This is a genomic window from Natrinema versiforme (genome assembly GCF_005576615.1).
Lineage (GTDB): Archaea > Halobacteriota > Halobacteria > Halobacteriales > Natrialbaceae > Natrinema > Natrinema versiforme_A.
Window position 1 is genome coordinate 1,226,946 of the sequence record NZ_CP040330.1, and the last position, 18,481, is coordinate 1,245,426.

General features: G+C 66.0%; 14 protein-coding genes. 7 read left to right on the forward strand and 7 right to left on the reverse strand.

Translation table 11 applies throughout. From position 1 onward, the window contains the following. Positions 1-6 precede the first annotated feature (6 nt). Positions 7-771 (reverse strand): DNA repair and recombination protein RadB, encoded by a 765-nt coding sequence (gene radB / locus FEJ81_RS06050; RefSeq protein WP_138246724.1) that lies wholly within the window; start codon positions 769-771, stop codon positions 7-9. A 178-nt stretch (positions 772-949) separates the two neighbouring features. Between radB and FEJ81_RS06055 the strand changes: the two genes are divergently transcribed. Continuing rightward, complete coding sequence (locus tag FEJ81_RS06055) at positions 950-1,753, forward strand: hypothetical protein (RefSeq protein WP_138244435.1); 804 nt, start codon at positions 950-952, stop codon at positions 1,751-1,753. Between the two features lie 15 nt (positions 1,754-1,768). On the opposite strand, the gene glmS is transcribed toward FEJ81_RS06055, so the two are convergent. From glmS to FEJ81_RS06070, 3 genes are all read right to left on the reverse strand, one after another. Then, positions 1,769-3,565: a glutamine--fructose-6-phosphate transaminase (isomerizing) gene (gene glmS / locus FEJ81_RS06060; protein WP_138244436.1), complete on the reverse strand. Its 1,797-nt coding sequence runs from the start codon at positions 3,563-3,565 to the stop codon at positions 1,769-1,771. After that, positions 3,565-4,749 carry a sugar phosphate nucleotidyltransferase gene (locus FEJ81_RS06065; RefSeq protein ID WP_138244437.1) on the reverse strand — a complete coding sequence of 395 codons (1,185 nt, stop codon included), beginning with the start codon at positions 4,747-4,749 and terminating at the stop codon, positions 3,565-3,567. The genes glmS and FEJ81_RS06065 overlap by 1 nt, the downstream gene beginning before the upstream one ends. Positions 4,750-4,865: 116 nt before the next feature. Beyond that, positions 4,866-5,981: a DUF1616 domain-containing protein gene (locus FEJ81_RS06070; protein ID WP_138244438.1), complete on the reverse strand. Its 1,116-nt coding sequence runs from the start codon at positions 5,979-5,981 to the stop codon at positions 4,866-4,868. A 312-nt stretch (positions 5,982-6,293) separates the two neighbouring features. Here FEJ81_RS06070 and FEJ81_RS06075 point away from each other — a divergent pair, with 312 nt between their 5' ends. Beyond that, on the forward strand, positions 6,294-7,316 hold the full coding sequence (locus FEJ81_RS06075) for a lipid II:glycine glycyltransferase FemX (RefSeq protein ID WP_138244439.1): 1,023 nt from the start codon (positions 6,294-6,296) through the stop codon (positions 7,314-7,316). Between the two features lie 385 nt (positions 7,317-7,701). Beyond that, positions 7,702-8,556 (forward strand): hypothetical protein, encoded by an 855-nt coding sequence (locus tag FEJ81_RS06085; RefSeq protein WP_138244441.1) that lies wholly within the window; start codon positions 7,702-7,704, stop codon positions 8,554-8,556. 15 nt (positions 8,557-8,571) lie between these two features. Here FEJ81_RS06085 and FEJ81_RS06090 read toward each other — a convergent pair whose 3' ends face one another. Further along, on the reverse strand, positions 8,572-8,850 hold the full coding sequence (locus FEJ81_RS06090; protein ID WP_138244442.1) for a hypothetical protein: 279 nt from the start codon (positions 8,848-8,850) through the stop codon (positions 8,572-8,574). Positions 8,851-9,099: 249 nt separating this feature from the next. Between FEJ81_RS06090 and FEJ81_RS06095 the strand changes: the two genes are divergently transcribed. Then, a complete protein-coding gene (locus FEJ81_RS06095; protein ID WP_229504764.1) occupies positions 9,100-10,302 on the forward strand; it encodes a carboxylate--amine ligase in 1,203 nt (400 codons plus the stop codon). Positions 10,303-10,564: 262 nt separating this feature from the next. Further along, positions 10,565-12,025: an oligosaccharide flippase family protein gene (locus tag FEJ81_RS06100; protein WP_138244443.1), complete on the forward strand. Its 1,461-nt coding sequence runs from the start codon at positions 10,565-10,567 to the stop codon at positions 12,023-12,025. Between the two features lie 24 nt (positions 12,026-12,049). Here the strand turns inward: FEJ81_RS06100 and FEJ81_RS06105 are convergent, their stop codons facing one another. Further along, a complete protein-coding gene (locus FEJ81_RS06105) occupies positions 12,050-13,870 on the reverse strand; it encodes a hypothetical protein (RefSeq protein ID WP_138244444.1) in 1,821 nt (606 codons plus the stop codon). 364 nt (positions 13,871-14,234) lie between these two features. Between FEJ81_RS06105 and FEJ81_RS06110 the strand changes: the two genes are divergently transcribed. After that, a complete protein-coding gene (locus tag FEJ81_RS06110) occupies positions 14,235-15,503 on the forward strand; it encodes a heparin lyase I family protein (protein ID WP_138244445.1) in 1,269 nt (422 codons plus the stop codon). 34 nt (positions 15,504-15,537) lie between these two features. On the opposite strand, the gene FEJ81_RS06115 is transcribed toward FEJ81_RS06110, so the two are convergent. After that, positions 15,538-16,776, reverse strand: coding sequence for a GNAT family N-acetyltransferase (locus FEJ81_RS06115; protein ID WP_138244446.1), 1,239 nt, complete (start codon positions 16,774-16,776; stop codon positions 15,538-15,540). Between the two features lie 381 nt (positions 16,777-17,157). Here FEJ81_RS06115 and FEJ81_RS06120 point away from each other — a divergent pair, with 381 nt between their 5' ends. Beyond that, positions 17,158-18,132, forward strand: a complete 975-nt coding sequence (locus FEJ81_RS06120; RefSeq protein ID WP_138244447.1) for a hypothetical protein — start codon at positions 17,158-17,160, stop codon at positions 18,130-18,132. The last annotated feature ends 349 nt before the right edge of the window (positions 18,133-18,481 follow it).

The following is an 18,481-nucleotide window of genomic DNA, read 5'->3' on the forward strand; positions in this document are numbered from 1 at the left end:
ACGGATTCAGGATCGGACCGTCTCGTCTTCGCCCTCGAGGCCGGTGTCGGTGATCCGGAACTGGGCCGATTGGCCGGCGGGCTTGGAGCGGTGTTTCTCCAGCGTCGCGCGCCGTTTCCCGCCGCGGAAGCGCTCGAGGCGGAGGACGGTCCCGGTCCAGTGCTCTAACGTGTTGCCGCCGAGCCCCTTGGTGCGATCCGAGTCGGGGTCCGAAAAGACCTGATTCGTCAGGACGACCGCCAGATCGTGTTTCCGGGCCAGCGAGAGCAGGTGCGTTACCTGCCGGGTGACGCTTCGCAGCGCCTCTCCCTCGTCGCCGTCGGCGGTGCGCTCGAGCCGGTAGAAGCCGGTCGCGCTGTCCAGGACGATCAGTTCCGCGCGCTCGGCGAACTCCTCGGCGTCGCGGACGGCCTCGGCCTGCTCGTCGAAATCCAGTGCGTCCTCGATGACGATTCGCGAGGCGACGGCTTCGATGTCGTCGGCCGCATCTGCGTCTCGAGTGCCGTCGGTTCGCGGCGACTGCGTCTCGACGGTGGCCTCGAGCAGCTGCTGGAAGCGGTCGACCGAGACCCCCTCGGTATCGATGTAGACGGCGGTGCCGCCGTCGACGGCCGTTTGGACGGCCGCCGACAGCGCCAGATTCGTCTTTCCGGCGGCCGGCGGCCCGTATAACTGCGTGACGGTGCCGCGTTCGAACCCCCCACCGAGCAACTCGTCGACCGGGCCGCAGCCGGTTGGAATCGCCTCGTCGGTCACGGTTCGAGTTGGCAGGGTACGCGCAAAAAGGCCCCGGAACGGGCCCGCGCTCGCGTCCGGTTCGCGCAGCGAGTATCGGTCGCAGTTCAGGACCGATCGCAGTTCGGAATCGGTCGTGAAACGCGCGGTCGGGAGTGGTGGTGGAGCCGGCGGTTCGCGTACGTTTATTCGTCGCGGGGGCGAAGCCCGGCCTGTGATCGTCGTCGCTACGGCGGACTTCGAGGTGTACCACGGCGTCGTCAACGAGCTCCGGGACCGCGGGACGGTGTTTACCACCGTCGAACCCGACGAGGAGCTGCCGGAACAGGCCACCGTCGTCGTCACGGGGGCGGACCACGCAGACGCGTTCGCGGACGTGCCGACGATCGTCGCCGAACCCGACCACCCTCGGCGGGCGGTCGATCAGGCGCTGGCCGCGGTCCGCGGCGACGGCGGCCGAACGATCATCGGCATCGATCCGGGGAAGAAACCCGGCATCGCCGTTCTCACCGGCGAGACCATCGTCGCGACCTTTCAGGTACCCCTCGGCGACGCCGTCGACGTGATCCAGCGCGAGGCCGCCGAGGCACCGTCGCCGGTCGTCCGGATCGGCGACGGCTCCCGCCTCGAGAGCGCGAAACTGGTCAACGAACTCGACACCGTCCACGTCGAACTCGTCGACGAGACGGGGACGACGCCCTATCTCGGAACGGGCTCGAGGGGGATGGGTGACGTGCTCGCCGCGGTCAACATCGCTCGGCTCGAGGGGGAGGTGGTCGACGCCCGTGAGATCGAGCCGACGGAGGGCGAGATTCAGGTGATCAAGGACCGCTCGCGCGAACGGAGCGAGCGCAATCGGGCGATCGACGAGGTCCTCGCCCGCCGCGTCGCGTCCGGGGAGTTGACCATCGACGAAGCGCTTTCGGAGCACCGGAACGGCTCCGATGGGGATGGTAGTAGCGACGAAGATGGGAGCGGTGACGACCCGAGAGACGGCGACAGCGACGGAGACGAGTAAGACCGGTCCCGGCGCTCACTCGACCGTCACGCTCTTCGCGAGGTTTCTGGGCTTGTCGATCGATCGACCGAGTCGGTTCGCGACCCAGTACGACAGCAGTTGGAGCTGTACGTTCGCCAGTATCGGCAGCAACTGCGGTCGGGTCTCGGGGATACGCAAGCGGTCGTCGACGTGGTGTTCGACCGCGTCCGCCGAATCCGTCACCGCGACCACCGGCGCGTTGCGGGATTCGGCCTCCTTGACGTTCCCGATCATTTTCTCCCGTTTCGACGAGCCGCTGATGATCGCGAAGACCGGCGTCCGCTCGGACACCAGCGCCAGCGGCCCGTGTTTCAACTCGCCGGCGGGGAACCCCTCGGCGTGTTTGTACGTGATCTCCTTCATCTTCAGCGCGCCCTCGAGGGCCACCGGTGCGCCGTAACCCCGGCCGATGAAGAAGTACGCGTCCGACTCCACGTAGTCGCGGGCGATCGCCTTCGCGCGCGACCGGTCCAAGATCGACTGTATCTGGTCCGGCAACGCCCGAAGCGCCTCGACGAACCCGCGGGAACACTCGCCGGTGAGCGCGCTCGAGAGCATCGCCAGCGCGGCCTGCTGGGAGGCGAACGTCTTCGTCGCGGCGACGCTGATCTCCGGGCCGGCTCGGATGTACATCGCGTGGTCGGCCTCGCGCGACGCCGAACTCCCGACGACGTTGGTCACTGCAAGCGTCTCGGCACCCCAGCGGTTCGCGTCCCGGAGCGCCCCGAGCGTGTCGGCGGTCTCGCCGCTCTGGGTGACCGCGATCACCAGCGTGTCGTCGCCGATGGGAATCGCATCGGCGTCGTACTCGCTCGCGTGGAAGGCCGACGCCGTGATGCCGCGGTCGCGAAAGAGCCGCGCGGCGTAGAGCGACGCGTGGTACGACGTTCCGCAGGCGACGAGTTGGACCCGCGCCGGCGGACTGAGGTCGTCGATTTCGTCGATCGACACGGAGCGGTCGATCTCGTCGATGCGCTCGCGGAGACAGTTGCGAATCGCCCGCGGTTGTTCGTTGATCTCCTTTCGCATGTAGTGGTCGTAGCCGCTCTTTCCGGCCTCCTCTGGGTCCCACTCGACGGTCTGTACCGGCATGTCCACGAGCGCCCCGGACTCGTCGGTGATCTCGACGCCCGACGGTCGAATCGTCGCGAACTGTCCGTCTCGCAGGTAGACGACCCGATCCGTGTGCTCGAGAAACGCCGGCACGTCGCTCGCGAGGTGATAGCCGTCGTCGCCGATGCCGAGGACGAGCGGCGACCGGTGGCGCGCGGCGAGGACCCCCTCGGTGCCGGAACAGACCGCCGCGACGGCGAAACTCCCCTCCAACCGATCTACCGCGCGCCGAAACGCCGTCTCGATGCCAGCCCCCTGTTCGAGCGACATCTCGATCAGGTGCGGGACGACCTCGGTGTCGGTCTCGCTGTCGAACTCGTGGCCCGCGGCCTCGAGTTCCGCGCGGAGGTCGCGGTAGTTCTCGATGATCCCGTTGTGAACGACGGCGACGGAGCCGTCGCAGTCAGTGTGGGGGTGTGCGTTCTCGTCGGTCGGCGGCCCGTGGGTCGACCAGCGGGTGTGGCCGATCCCGGCCCGTCCGTCGACGGACCCGTCCGGTACCGCCGCCTCGAGTTCCGAGAGTTCGCCGTTTCGCTTGTACACGGAGACCGACGAATCGGCGATGGCGACGCCCGCCGAGTCGTACCCCCGGTACTCCAGCCCCGAGAGGCCGTCCAGCAGCACGTCGAGGATGTCGGGGTCCGTCTGTGCGGGCGTGTAGCCGATGATTCCACACATCAGGACCGCACCTCCGTTCCCTCGGGGATCGTTCCGCGGACGGTCGTCCCCGGGTGGACGTCCACGTCGGGGCCGACGATCGATCCGGGAACGTACGTGACGCCGCCGCCGTCGCGGGCCCGATCGGCTAAGAGCGCGCCGAGGGACTCGTCCTCGAAGATCCGGTCCCTGACGCGGACGTCGCCGGGGCCCCCGGAGACTGTCGATCCAGCGCCGATCGTCACGCCGATGCCGGTGATACACTCGACCGCCGTCGCGTTGGCTCCGAGGCGCGTGTCGGCGTCGATGACGCTCTCTTCGACGACCGCGTTCGAGCCGACGGTCGCGTTCTCGCCGAGACAGACGTAGGGGCCGACGACGGCACCCGGTCCGATGACGCAGTCGCGGTCGATGACGACGGGTTCTCGAATCATCGCCGACGCGTGCACGCTCACGCCGCGGTGATCGTCCAGCGGTCGGTCCCCGTCGACGATTCCCGCATCGAAGAGTTCGAACGAGACGTCGAGCAGGTCCCACGGATAGGTCGCGTCGGCCCAGATCCCCTCGGAGACCACCCCGCCGACGATTTCGCCGGAATCGACGAGTGCCGATAGTCCGTCCACCAGGTGGTGCTCGCCGGCAGTCGGTTCCACTGCTCGAACGGCATCGAACACCGCCGGCTCGGCGACGTAGACACCGGCGTTGAGGTAGTAGTCTCGGTCGTCGTGCGGGTTTTCGACGATGTTCGTCACGTGCCCGTCCTCGAGGGTGACGCCGCCGTAGGATTCGACGGACGAGCGCTGTAACAGCCCGAGCGTCGCGGCCGAATCGGACTCGTGGCCCGCGATCGTCTCCCGGATAATGCGGCTATCGACGATCTGATCGCCGTTGATCACGAGGCAGGGCCCGTCGACGGCGGATTCGGCCGCGAGTAGGGCGTGGCCGGTTCCGAGTTGGTTCTCCTGCGTGACGTACGTGAGCGGAACGTTCCGGTACGTCGGCCCGAAATACGACTGGACGCGGTCGCACCGGTAGCCGACGACGACGACGATTTCGTCGATGCCGGCATCGACGAGCTGATCGAAGACGTGCTCGAGGATCGGCTTCGTGGCGGCGGGAAGCATCGGTTTCGGCCGGTTCCGTGTCAGCGGGCGCAGCCGGGTTCCCTCCCCGGCCGCGAGGACGATAGCAGTATAATCGAGCATACGGCTGCTCGTTACCGAGCCCCACGTTTTGAGACCCTAGACAGTCTCACCAAGCCAATAACAGAAATAACGTGGAACATTATCGCCGTCGCAACCACAGCGGGAGAAACAGTTTCTTATCCGGCAACGGATTCCGTGGCGTTGCCCGCGTCCGACCCGTCGGACAGCGCGAGATGGACGTGTCCGTCCGCGTTCGAAACGGACGGCTCGTCCGGGGGATCGCCCGGATAGAGCAGCCAGACGACCCGAACGTCCTCGCCCGTCATCGTCGGCTCGAGGTCGTAGTCGATCTCGGCGGTTTCACCGGCATCGACGCGTACGTCGCGCCGGTCGAGTTCTCGTTGATCCGCGATCATCGTGTCCGTTTCGTCCGACGCAATCTCCTGTTCCGCGGCGATCACGGTGTAGTTCACGGACTGGCCCTCGCGGTTCTCGATGCCGACGGTGAGCGCGGCGCTGTCGCCCGGTTCGAGGTCAGTCGGATAGCTATCGGCCTCGAATTCGTCCTCCGAGAGGAGATAAATCGCCGAATAGTCGTCGTCTTGGGGAAGCTCCGTGGCGGCGTAGCCGACGCTGCCGGCCGCGAGTAACACTGCCGCGATCAACAGTCCGTTCAGCGCCACGTCCGCGTGGCTGTCGGGACCGCGTATCGCGGCCCGTCCCCTCGCCAGCCACGCCCGGTAGGGGACTCGAAAACGGTCCGGTTCCGGGACGGCCAGCCGGCGGACGGTGGCGACGACCGTCGTGACCGCGGTGACGGCGCTGAGCGCGACGACGAACGGGGCCGGTCGAATCCCCCACGGCGTTAGCTCGAGCGAGACGGCGACGAGCGGGGCGATCACGAGGCTCGTTCCGACCGCGTAGGCAACGCGCTCAATGCCGTCGATCCGTGCGGGCCACGGGGCGTTCCACACTCGCGGATCGAGTCGGTCACCGTCGGCTCGGCTTCCGCGGTCCGCGGTCGACGGTTCGCGCTCGGGGTCGGGGTCCTCGAGGTCCCCCTCCGTCCGTCCCGGGCCTCGTTCGGGAAAGAGGGCGGCAATGAAAACGTATCCCGGCACGAAGAGCACGAAGGCGACCCCCACCGGGACCCGCAGCGGGGTCTCTCGAACGACCGGCGCGAACACGGCGGCGTTTGCGAGTAGCGTCACCGCGACGGCGGCGGCGAGGTCCGCCGGCAGTGCGCGGATCGTTCGAAGCCGCGAGCGCGTCGGTGAACGAACATCGGCCATTGCCGATGGTATCTCTGCCGGTGTCTAAAACCGGCGGGTTCGTTTCGACGGACAACGCGATACACCGGAGGGATACGGACGTATTACCGACTCCTAACGACGGCCAACGGCGGGCGAGACGCCCGCCGGTTCGGACTCGGCCGTCGGACGCTAAATCGGCGGTCAGTTCCCGGCTGCTTCGGACGATTGGATCGGCCGTCTCCGGTCGTCCCTTGTTTTTCCCGGAGATACCGGGTGTTAACTGAGAGACGAGCACCGACTCTTTTGGACGGCAGTGCCGTCGATAGCGTATCCGCTCGGTGATCCCCTCGCATGTCCCTCGACGTTCGGAAACACAGCAGTATCAAACCGGTGAACCGAAACCAGTGGAATCAGGTCGTGACCCAGTCGGATCAGGGAAGCGTGTTTCACCGCTACGAGTGGCTCCGGGCGATCGAGGACGGGACGTCGCTCGAGCCGAGACATCTCCACGTCTCGAAAAAGGGGAATCCGATCGCGATCTTACCGAACTTCGTCCACCGGGTCGGCTCGACCCCGATACGGCGTCTCGTCTCCGTTTCCCCCGGCTCGGGCGGGCCGGTCGCGATGACCGACGAGGAGGCGGCCGTCGAACGGTTGGTCGAGGGGGTTTCCCACCTCTGTTCCGGACTGGTCGCCTTCAACCAGCTGCGAATGACCTACCCGGAGTCGGTTCGATACCACGACTTCCTGAAGGAACGGGGGTACCGGCTGACGGTCCGGCGGTGTCGGTTCACGCTCGATCTCACCCGCCAGTGGGACCGGCTCAGTTCCGAGATGCACAGTTCGCGCCGGCGGGCGATCGAGCAGGGACACGATCAGGAGTACGAGATCGTCGACGAGGTCCTCAGCGAGACCACGTTATCCGAGTTCTACGACAACTTCTCGTCGGTGATGGACCGCGTCGAGGGCGACGGCCTCCCGCGGTCGTTCTTTCGCGCGCTCGGCGAGTTCCCCGAGCGGGTGACGGTGTTCTCCCTCCGCGTCGACGGGGACAGACGCGGCATGATCATGGTCCTGTTGGACGACGATCGATCGACCCTCCACTACCAGTTTTCCGGGATCACGGAGGACCACTTCGAGTACAACGCGTCGGAACTCCTCCACGAGCACGCGATCAAGTGGGGGATCGAACACGGGTACGAGACCTACGACTTCCGCGGGACGGACCCGGACTTCAGGGACGGCCTCTTCCGCTTTAAGGAGCGGTTCGGCGGGAAAGCGAAACCGATGCTCTGGTGGGAACGCGGTCATCCGACGCCGGCGCTACCGGCCTTGAACGCCGGCCGAACCATCTATCGACGGTACACGTCCTGACGTCGCCGGCACCGCTGGTAGCCACTGAAACGAGTTCCACACTGATCGTACCGCCGGCCAGCGATCAGGTGTGCATTGACTTTCAGTGGCGACGAGATCGCGTCCGCCGCCATCACCTACCGGAGACACCGTCGAATGGCTCCTCCCCCGGGTTAACCGGATCTTTCGCGACCGTGACCATCACTGGTTTCAAACCCGCGTCGCCCGTCGTGGGCGGTATGTTTTCGCCGACAGCCGATCGACCGCTCTCCGTCGGCAGCGGCCGCCGTCCCCGTCGATCGGCCGCTTCGACGCCGCCGGTGGCCGACCGCTGCATCGATTTCTCGCTTCCCCGTCGACGCACGGTCCCTCGAGCAGCAACAGGGCCGTCACGCTCGCGTGGCACATGAGTGCGGACAACACCAAGAACAGGGCCACAGCGACGGAGACGGCGACCGAACACGGCGACGACGCCGGAGGGGACGATCGGAGCAGCGGTCCGGACCGCGAGGAACGACCTCGATACCGCCCCCGCGACGGACGCTCGCTCGAGTCCCGGTATCGGCGGACGATGCTCGGCTCGCTCGCACTCGGCGCCCTCGCCGCCCTCGGTGGACTCGTCGTTCCCGACGCGCGCCGGATTCTCTTCGCGTTCGCCGGAACGGGACTGTTCGGCGGGCTGCTCGCCTACTCCCTGTCGCCGACCGCTGTCGTCCCCGCAGCGGTCACCGACCGCGTCTCGACGGCGACCGCCGAGAATCAACGCGCGGTCGCCGACGCGGTCGGCGGAAACCGTGACCCGGTCTACGTCCCGCACGACGGCGCGGTCCCGGCGCGGCTCCACCTCTCCGGACCCGTCGATTCGACCCGGTCCGGAGACGCGCTCGCTCGAGGCGGAGACGAGACCGGGACGACCCTCGAGCCCTCGGGCGGTCGACTCTTCTGCGATTTCGAACGCGAGTTACACGAGGAACTCGGGAGCGCGCCGCGGCCGCTTGCCGCCCAGCTTGCGGCGGGTCTCGTGGACCTATTCGAACTCGCGCGGGCAGTCGAGCCGTCCGAGGTCGGTGACGGCTCTCTCACGCTCACCGTCTCCGGCAGCGTCCTCAACGATCTCGACCGGTTCGATCACCCCGTCGCCTCGTTTCTCGCAGTTGGCTTCGCGACCGGACTCGATCGCCCGGTCCGCCTCGAGGTCGCACCGGGGTCCGACGAGACGGAGTGGCTGGTCACGTGTCGGTGGCCGCCTCAGGGGGAGTGACGGCTCGAGGGAGCCTCACGGAAGCGGACCGGCCGACAGGATGTCGGTGAGACGGAGGACGACGACGACCGCGTAGCCGAGGAGACCGAGCGCCGCGAGCCGTCGGAGCCGCGAGCGCCACGGGAGGGCCACGAGCCGCGACATCGAGAGCTCCGTGACGACCACCAGTCCGAGCAGCGATACTCCGAAAAACAGGCCGTAGAAGAGCGAGTCCAGTACGGCGAGCGAGAGCGCCGTCGCTCCCATCACCGCGATCTGCCACCGAACGATTCGGAACCGGCGGCGCGTCGTCATCGGCCGTAGACAGGACGACCGGACTCGTAAAGCCACCTCTTGGTCGGGGCAGGTGGTCATGGGTAATGGTGTCTTTCGGACGGATACCGCACTCGGTCACGCAGCAGGCGTCGACTCGGCGGTCCGCGAGCGATCGCGAGCGGGTAGCTGCCCGCCGCTCTAAATGGTATGTAAATGATCCTTTTCGCCGCCGGGACGGACGGACCGCTTTTACCGAGGGTGAGCAGATAGTGGTATCGATAACGCCCTATGGTCGACCGAACCGACGCTCAGGCGTCAGTGCTCATTCCGACGGGGTTCGCTCCGGGCGGCTACTCGTGTGTCCGGTCGCTCGCTCGGCGCGGCGTTCGAACCGTCGTCGCGTCGGAGCACAGGGACGTTCCGGCCGGCGCGTCCCGATTCTGTGACGAACGGCTCCGTATCCCGGCACCTCGAGACGACCTGCTCGCCTACAGGGACGCACTGGAACGGATCGCGGCGCGGCCGGGAATCGAGACGATCGTCCCGATGCGACCGCAGGACACCTATCTCTTCGCGAAGTATCGCGAGGCGTTCGATCGACACGTCTCGCTCGTCGTCCCGCCGTTCGAGACGCTCGAGACGGTTCACGACCGAATCGCGCTCTTCGAGGCCGCGTCGGAAGCGGGCGTTCCGGTGCCGGAAACCGGCAGCCTCGACGAGTTCGCCGACGGGCATGCGGAGTACATCGTCAAATCACGGTACAACCTCCTCGCCAGCGAGTACGTACCGTCGTACTCGCCGACCGAATCCGGCTTCGCGGACGGGATACGACACGTCGAGCCCGGCAGCGAACCCGACATCGCCGCGCTCACCGCGGAGATGGAGCACGTGCCGATCGGCCAAGAGCGCATCCGCTCGGAGACGCAGTACGTCTTCGGTGCGCTCTACGACCGCGGCGAGCCGGTGACCACGTTTCAGCACAGACAGATTCGCGGCAACTCCTACGCCAGCGGCGGCGGCGTCTATCGGGAGTCGATGTACGATCCCGAACTCGAGTCGGTCGGGAGTCGGCTATTGGATCACCTCGAGTGGCACGGCCTCGCGTGCGCGGAGTACGCGAAAGACAGCGAGACGGGCGAGTACAAACTGCTCGAGATCAACCCCCGAATGTGGCAGTCGCTCCCGTGTGCCGTCCGCGCCGGCGCGGACTTTCCGTACGATTACTGGTGTCTCGCCACGGGTCGACCGGAGTCGATCGATCCCCGCTACGACGTCGGCGTCAAGAGCCACTTCCTGTATGGAGAACTGAACCACCTCCTCAGCGTGCTTCGCGACGAATCGAGCATGGCGGCCCGACCGGAGTTTACGACGCGGACGTGGGAGATACTCAAATCGTTCTGCCTCGCGCCCCACTTCGACGAGTTCAGACTCGACGATCCGGTTCCGTTCGCTTGCGGGCTCTGTCACCTCCTCAGAACCAGACTGCGGTAGCGGGCTCGTCGGAGTCCGGTCGTCACACTCGCCGCCAAGTTATTAGTGCGTGTCCGGCGGAGGACTGTCGATACATGAACCAGCAGACGACTCACGGTCGGAATCCGACGGCCGCTCGCTGCGAGTATCGATCGCGCGACCTCGAGCACGCGACCCCCTAATCGATGGGGGGAACCGGGTTCGAAGCGCCCGCGGTTTCGAGAACCTCGCCTCGTCGATTCCGTCGAGTCACACACCGCGATCCCCTCCGCACGCTCCCGCCATGGTGAGCCGATTGCTCTCCAACGTGCTCTCCGATTTCGGCGGGAGAGTCGTCCACGTCATCAGCACCGGCGTATTACTCATATTCCTAACCCGAACGCTGGGGCCGGAGTTGTACGGGCTGCTCGCGCTGGCGATATCCATCTTCGCGACCGCGCGATTTTTCAGCGAATCCGGCCTCCCGCGCTCTGCGGCGCGATACATCGCGCAGTTCAAGGAGGACGACCCGGGGACGGCGTTCAGGACTGTCCTCGAGTCCTGGAAACTACTCGCCGTCGCCGCGGCCGTCGTCTCGCTCGCGCTCGCTGCCCTCTCCGAACCGGTGGCGACACACCTCGACGAACCGGCGCTCGCACCGCTGCTCGTCGTCGGATCCGGGTACGTCTTCTTCTATTCGATCCACACCCACCACCGGTTCGTGATGCAGGGGTTCGAGGCGATCGCCGCCAGCGCGAAGGTCCACTCGCTCGAGGGCGCTTGCACGCTCGTCTTCGTCGTGGGACTCGTCCTGTACGATCCGACGCCGCTGTCGGCCGTCACCGGCTACGTGCTCGGGTACGCGGTCGCCGCCGTCGCCGGGTTCGTCGTCGTCTACCGGCTGACAACGGGGATCGATGCGTCCGACTCGAGTCGGGGAACAGTCCGAGCCAAGATCCTCACATACAACGTCCCGATGAGCGTGACGCGGCTCTCCGACGAGGTCGATCAGGAACTGGACACCGTTCTGGTCGGCTTCTTTACCAACCCGACGCAGGTCGCCTTCTACACGCTCGGGAAACAGATCAGTCAGTTCACGCGGGTGCCGGCGGCCTCGATCGGGTTCGCGCTGTCGCCGACCTACGGCTCCGAGCAGGCGAGCGGGCAACTCGAGCAGGCGACCGAGGTCTATCAGGAGAGTCTCTCGAAGACGCTGATCCTCTACGTCCCCGCGGTGGCGGGAATTCTCGCCATCGCCGACGTCGCGATTCCGACGATCTTCGGCGAGGGGTACGCCGACGGGGTGCTCGTCGTCCGGGTACTGGCGCTGTTCGTCCTGTTCGAGGCCTTGGAACAGATCTCCGGTCCCGCGCTGGATTACCTCGGCAGAGCGCGGTCGCGGGCGGTTCTCAAGTCCGTCACGTCGTTCGGCAACCTCGGGTTGAATCTCGTCCTGATCCCGCTCTACGGGGCGGCCGGAGCCGCCGCGGCGACGGTCGTCACCTTCGGGCTCTACGCGGTCTGCTCCGTCGCGATCGTCTACACGGAGCTTCCCTTCGATCCCCGACGGGTCGGGATCAGCCTCTCGAAGGTGGCGGGGATTTCGCTGGTGATGGGGACCAGCGTCTACGGGCTCACGGACGCGCTCACGGGGTACGCCTCGCTGGTGCTCGGCGTCGGCGTCGGCGTGGCGATCTGGCTACTCGCCTGCCACCTCTTCGGGCTCCTCGATTTCCGGCGGCTCCTCGTCCAACTCAGGGGGTGAGCGCCAGTCGCGCGAGCCAGTCGGTTACGCGTAGTACGACACCGAGCCCGAATCGTAGACTCGGTGGCGGTCGTTTAGCTCCTCCCGCGGGAACTCGGACTCGGGGACGTACTCTCTGAACTGTAACGGCCGCCGCTCGAGTTCGCCCTCGCGGACGACGACGCCGTCGTACCCCGCGAACAGGTCCTCGTCCGCGGCGTTGGCGATCGTACACGTCGACGAGCGGACCTCGGTCAGATAGCGACAGGTGACTCGGTCGGCACCGATCTCGCCGGCGCGTCGCTCGTCGATCGATTCGAAGGACCCCCGCTCCTGCTCGGTGAGGTAGTACGTATAGAACGGGCGTTCGACCATCGGGTTGTCCGTGGCGACGAAGTCGTTCGAGACGGCCGCGACGGAGAAACAGGAGACGACGAGGAGCAAGACGACGAAGGCCTTGAACCCGCCCCGGCGCAACAGCTGGTGGAGCCCGACGGCCCCGGTCAGCGCCACGAGCATGAAGCTGTAGTGCTCGAACCGACCGACGTTCACGCCGACCAGCGAGTCCAACAGGAGCGTCGGTCCCGGGAAGACCAGCGGGATCAGTACGACGGTCAGTACGCCGACCGCGACGAACGTCGTGTCGTGGGTCCGCGTCGACCGGAGCCAGAACAGGAACCCGAGCAAGACGAACCCCAAGAGGAACGCGTACGGGACGTAATTGGCGAGTTCGACCCACGGCGCAGTGAGCACGCTCGAGGGGGCGGACTCCCCGCCGGAGCCGGCGAAACTCGTGACGATCGCGTCCGCGATTCGCGCGACGAGAAACTCCGCGCGGTAGAGCCAGTACGTGGTCGTGACGAGGGCCGCCGACGCGAGGAGGAACCCGTCGACGATCCGGGCTCGACGGCCGAGGAGCCGCTCCGCGACGAACAACACGCCGAGGATGACCAGCACGAACGGGATCGAAACGGGGTGATAGACCACGATTCCGAGGAGGAAGAGCAGGGTCAGCGCCCGCGTTCGGGCCGATGGCGGCGTCACGGCCGCGAGCAGCAGTCCGAGGAAGAGCACGGACGTGATGCTCCGGGGGATCGAATACATCCCGTAGAAGATGTACATCGGGACGGAGATCAGGAGCAGACACGATAGCAGCCCGACCCGCTCGTTGGGGTACACTCGGCGGGCAAAGGAGTACATCATCGGCACGCCGGCGCCGAAGGTGAGCCCGGAGAGCAGATACATCGTGGCGTGGGGTGAGACCCAGTCGCCGAACACCTGCGACGTGGCTCCCGCGAGGGCGTGCCAGAGGACGAACGGCTCGTACGACGCGGGCTGTGACGGCGTCGACCCCGTTTCGACGACGAAATTCGTCATTGAGATGTGGGTCGACAGATCGGTTCGACCGACGAAGAAGTCGTAGTTGAGCGTCACGCTGAAGATCACGAGCAACAGCGCGACCGCGACGTGATAGAGGACGATCGTCCGGCTCGCACTCTCGCCGCTCGAGACGGCGAGCAGGAAACACGTCGTGTACAGCGCCCCGACGCCCAGGAAGAACACCGTGGGACGAACCGCGGTGCGGGCGACGAGGAGTACGAGCGCGCTCAGGATGACGTGGAAGACGATCGAGAGGAGTCGCCAGTCGATGGCCCCGAGGGAGCCGAGCTGGGTGTGGCGGGCGATTCGGTCGGTGCCGACTCGACGGACGACGAGCGGCGAGGCGACCATCGGAATCGCGACGTACAGCCCCAGAACGGCGAGGTTAGATAGCCCGAGCCAGAGCGGCACGGCGAGCCCGATCACTGCTACGATCGGCAGCGCGACCATTGCGCCGACGGAGAGGGCGACAAGTCGCCGACTCATCGGACCCCCTCGAGCGGACGGGTGATCGCCGGGTCGCGACGGCTCGAGCGGGCGACACACCGGTCGTTTCGTCCGGGCAGCGCTGCAGTTGCTGTCGTCGCGGGCACGGATGGCTCGCCCCTACGCGGACCACTCCGGAAAAGCTATCCACCGTCGTTCGTGCGTTCGTGAACGTTACTGCCGGCCGATCTCGATCGGGGAGCCGGTCGAGCCGGAGCGGTCCGCGGGATCGGCCGTCGCTGTTCCGTTCGCGCGGGTCGTATCAGCGTAGGTTTCGATTACTCGACCGGGACCCGCCTAATCAGAGATTCCGAACGGGCACAGTACGAACTGTATTGTCACCGGAGCCGATACCGTCGATAGAATGCGAACTCGACGGTCGTATCTAAAGGGCGCGGGAGCGCTGCTGGCGGGCGTGGGGGTGGCGGTCGGTGCCGCGAGGTTCACGCCGACGGACGGCCGGACGGATCAGGGCAACGCGACCGACGACGACGCCATCGAACCGCCCGAACAGCCGGCTGACGACGCGGCGGTGATCGACATCGATTACGACCAACACGATCGGCCGGGGGATGTCTACCGCATCTGGACGGGCAAGGAGGGAGAGAGCTACTCGTTCGTCGATGATCGAGTGTACAACGGCGACAGCGCCATGCGCTGCCGGATCGGGAACGGCGAGAACAACGGCAGCAACGCGACGTACTGGTTGCCCGTCAACGGCTACGGCCAACCCAGCGAGGTCTACCAGCGAGCGGTAATCTCGCTGGGCGACGACTGGGAAATGGAGGGCAAGGACGTCTGCCGGTTCTGGTGTACCGGGCTAAACGACGAGGCCGGTCCGGCCGGTTCCGGCGGCAACGGACCGCCCACCGGCGACGACGGCTGGTCGAACCTCGTGACCGTCACCACTCGCGGACCGGACGGGAACGGGACCGACGAGTACAATCTGGCCGCCTACACGTACCACATGGACCAATCGTACTCGGCCGGCGAACTCGAGGTCATCGCGGCACCGATCCCGAGCGGCGAGTGGTTCGAACTCGAGACCCACGTACGGATGAACTCGATCGTCGACGGGGAGGCGGTGCCCAACGGCGAGGTTCGGTACTGGCTGAACGGAGAACTGGTGTACGAACGGACGGACTTTCGGTGGACGACGACCGACGCGCAGGCCGTCGAACACGCCGGTCCGATCGTCCGGTACGGCGGCAGCGAGAACGCGCCGACGGATCTCCGGCTGTACTACGACGAGCATCGGCTCGTCCTCGGCGACGCCCCGCCCATCCCGTCCTACGACGAGCAAGACGGGTTCGTGAGCCCGACGGTCAGAGACGAGTACGAGGGACGGATCACGTTCGTGAGCCGGGACGAGCGGACGACGTACACGATCCGCTGTGACGGCGAGATCGTCCACTCGGAGTGGAGCAACATCGACGGCCAGCGGGCGACGTACAACGACACCGTCTCGATTACCGACGACGGGGAGACGGTCGTCGAAGCGACGATCGTGCCCTCGAGTACGGACGGCTACTTCTATAACGGCGAAATCGTCTCGATTTCGGCGGACCCCGACCCCGCCGAGCTGTGGGTCGACGGAGACCAAGTCGATATCGACGACTACGCCGGCGAGTGATCGAGGCCCCGTTCGTCTCGGCCGGCCGCGGGCCTCACTGGGTCCGCTCGAGGTACAGCGAGCGGCCCAACCGGTAGAGCGACCAGCCGAGTCGGGAGTACCCCGTCTCCATCTCGACCAGGGGGATCGCGTCGCCGCCGTACTTCCGTTTGAACGTGAACACCGAGTTATCGAAGTGCGAGCCGGTCCGTCCGAAACTGTACCGGTCGTCCCCCCGCTCGATCCCCCACTTGATCGCTCGTTCGTGCATGAGTTCGGACGGATGGTATTGGTAGTTCTCCGTGTCCGGAATCGCCGACAGCCAGTGGTGGAGCGTCCCGCCTTCCTCGTCGAGGAGGTAGACGTATCGGCCGACGTCGTCCCCGTCGACGACGGCCCGGAACACGCGGACCCGCTCCTCGAGCCGGTCCGCGATCGCTTCCAAGAACTCCCGGGGATGGGCGGTGCCGTTGACGCGATCGACGTTCTTCGCGTACCACCGATACGTGGTCTCGAGGTCGTCCCCGAGCGGGTCGATCTCCACGCGGTAGTCCTGCTCGTGGGCCTTCCGGAGGTCCCGTCGGCGCTCCTTGTCCATGTTCTCGCGGATGGCCTCCCACCCGTCGCCGAGGTCGAGAACCAAGAGACAGGAGTCGAGCGTCGAGCGATAGCCCCGCGCCTCGAGGTAGCGACCGTACCGGACGTACTCCGGGTCGTACGCGCGAACGCGATGGGAGAGGATCCGCGGTCCGGCCACCGTCTCGAGGGCGTCGAACAGGAGGTCGACGGTATCGCCCTCGCTCGAGGTGACGACCGGCCCGCCGAATCCCGGATCGGCGGAGACGAGTTGCCGAACGGGCGGGGTCACCGGGAGCGCGTCGACGACGGCATCGGGCAGCGAGAGGTCGGTGACGAAGTTCGGCATGAGTCCGACTGGGTTCCCGCGTTTCTCGACGACGATGTGACACGGGTCAGAGTCGAACCCATCCTCGATCGCGCGGAGCCACTCGTACCGGTGAAACAGCGTTCCGCGGTCGGACTGGGAGACGGCGTTGTTCCACTGGTTCTCGTTGGCGCCGCTGATGGACCGGTAGCACACCGCCGAGAGCGGTGAGTCGTTCCGGTCGCCACCGCCCTCCGATCGCTCGCGGTCCCCGTTCGCCCGTGCGCCGAGCGAGCGGGCGAGTTCCCGCGGATCGAACTCCGAGAGTCGATCCTCGATCGTCGATCCGCTCGCGATACCACCGGTATCGGTACTCGCCGAGTCGCGCTGTCGGTCCTCGGTATCGGTCATACGGCCAGTCCACCACCGACCTATGTGTCGTTTTGTGTTGTGGGAATGTACTGTGAAATAAGTCAAACAATCCCGTACAGGCGACGTACAGGATTGGTACAAAGACAGCTCGGTCTGTGGATGCGCGCAGGTCCTCGTGCGTGAACGGTCGCGCAACTCCGTCCCGTGTCGGTCCGCTCCGAGACGCGATCGAAACAGTTCACTCGTCGGCTGCAACTGGCGATTCAATACGTTATTACTCGACCCTCGTCCCGCGACCGTCGAACGTTCCGGAGAGACCGAATTACTACGAGCGTTAATATTCTCCATCAAACAGTCGTATTTTCGGTACGAAGTCAGGAAACGAAGGTTGATAACGGAACAATTGATTACTCGAGTCGCATGGTCCCCAATCGGTTCTTACTCGGTGGCGACGAGTCGACGAACGGTACGGATCGGGCGTCCGACAACGCGTGTTCCCGTCGGTCGTACCTGCGAGCGACCGGTGCGGCGGTCGCGGCCGGGCTGACCGCCGGCACCGCGAGCGCATCGGCGGCCGGCGCTGACGGTGCGCCGGCGACCGGCACGTCGGACGAGGCCTCGAGCGTGATCGACATCGACTACGATCGAATCGACGCACCGTCGGACGCGTACCGCGTCTGGAACGGGAACGAAGCGAGCGCGGCGATGGGTCAGCACCCGACCCAGTCCGGGTCGCAGTCGCTTTCGATCACGGTCGGCAGCGGCAATAGCTGGGGCACGAACGCGATGTACTGGCTGTCCGAACAGGGCTACGGGCAGCCGTCGGAGGCTTACCAGCGACAGCGGGTCTCCATCAGCGACGGCTGGGAGATGGCCCCCGACGACCTCTGTCGGTTCACGGCTATCGGGTTCAACACGGAGGCCGGCAACGCGGGCTCGGGCGGGCGCGGACCGCCGACGGGCGCCGACGGCTGGTCGTCGGTCGTCTGTCTGGCGAACCGCGGGAACCCGCCCGCCGGAACGTACGGGCTGGCGACGTACACCTACCACATGGACTATCACAGCGGCTCCGGCGAGATCGAGCTCACCGACGCGGCGATCCCCATCGGCGAGTGGGTCGACCTCGAGACATACGTCCGGATGAACACGTACCAGAACGGCCGGGCGAATTCCGACGGCGTCATCCGCTACTGGCTCGACGGCGAACTCGCCTACGAACGTGAGGATCTCCGCTTTACGACGACGGACGCGCAGGCGATCGAGTATCTCGGTCCCCGCGTCAGGTACGGCGGCAGCGAGGTCGCCCCGGCCGAGCAATCGATTCAGTACGGCGATCACCGGATCGTCGTTGGACCCGCCGCATCCGACCGCGCGCCGTCCGCTCGGCGCTCGTAACGAGCCCCGGCGGGTCGCCGAAGGGACGGTTTCGTGCCCTGAGTTCCGCCACTGCCGGTCCGTCGCGACGAAGTTCTGTGCGGGTAATTCGGTATTACGGAAGATGTATCGCCACAGTGTGCGGTGAAGCGTTTCGCTCGAGTTGTTCATCGCCGGTAATATTATTTTACTCGCATCCGTTTTGGTATTGCATACGGAAGGAGATGAGGGTAGACAAATGGAACCCCCGGACGGCGACGCGGCGGAATATAAGTTATCGGTACAGATAGAATATAGTTCCCAATACTAGTACTAAGATAAATATACACTCTGAAAATATGAACAACAATGAGTCCGGAAAAGTTTATAG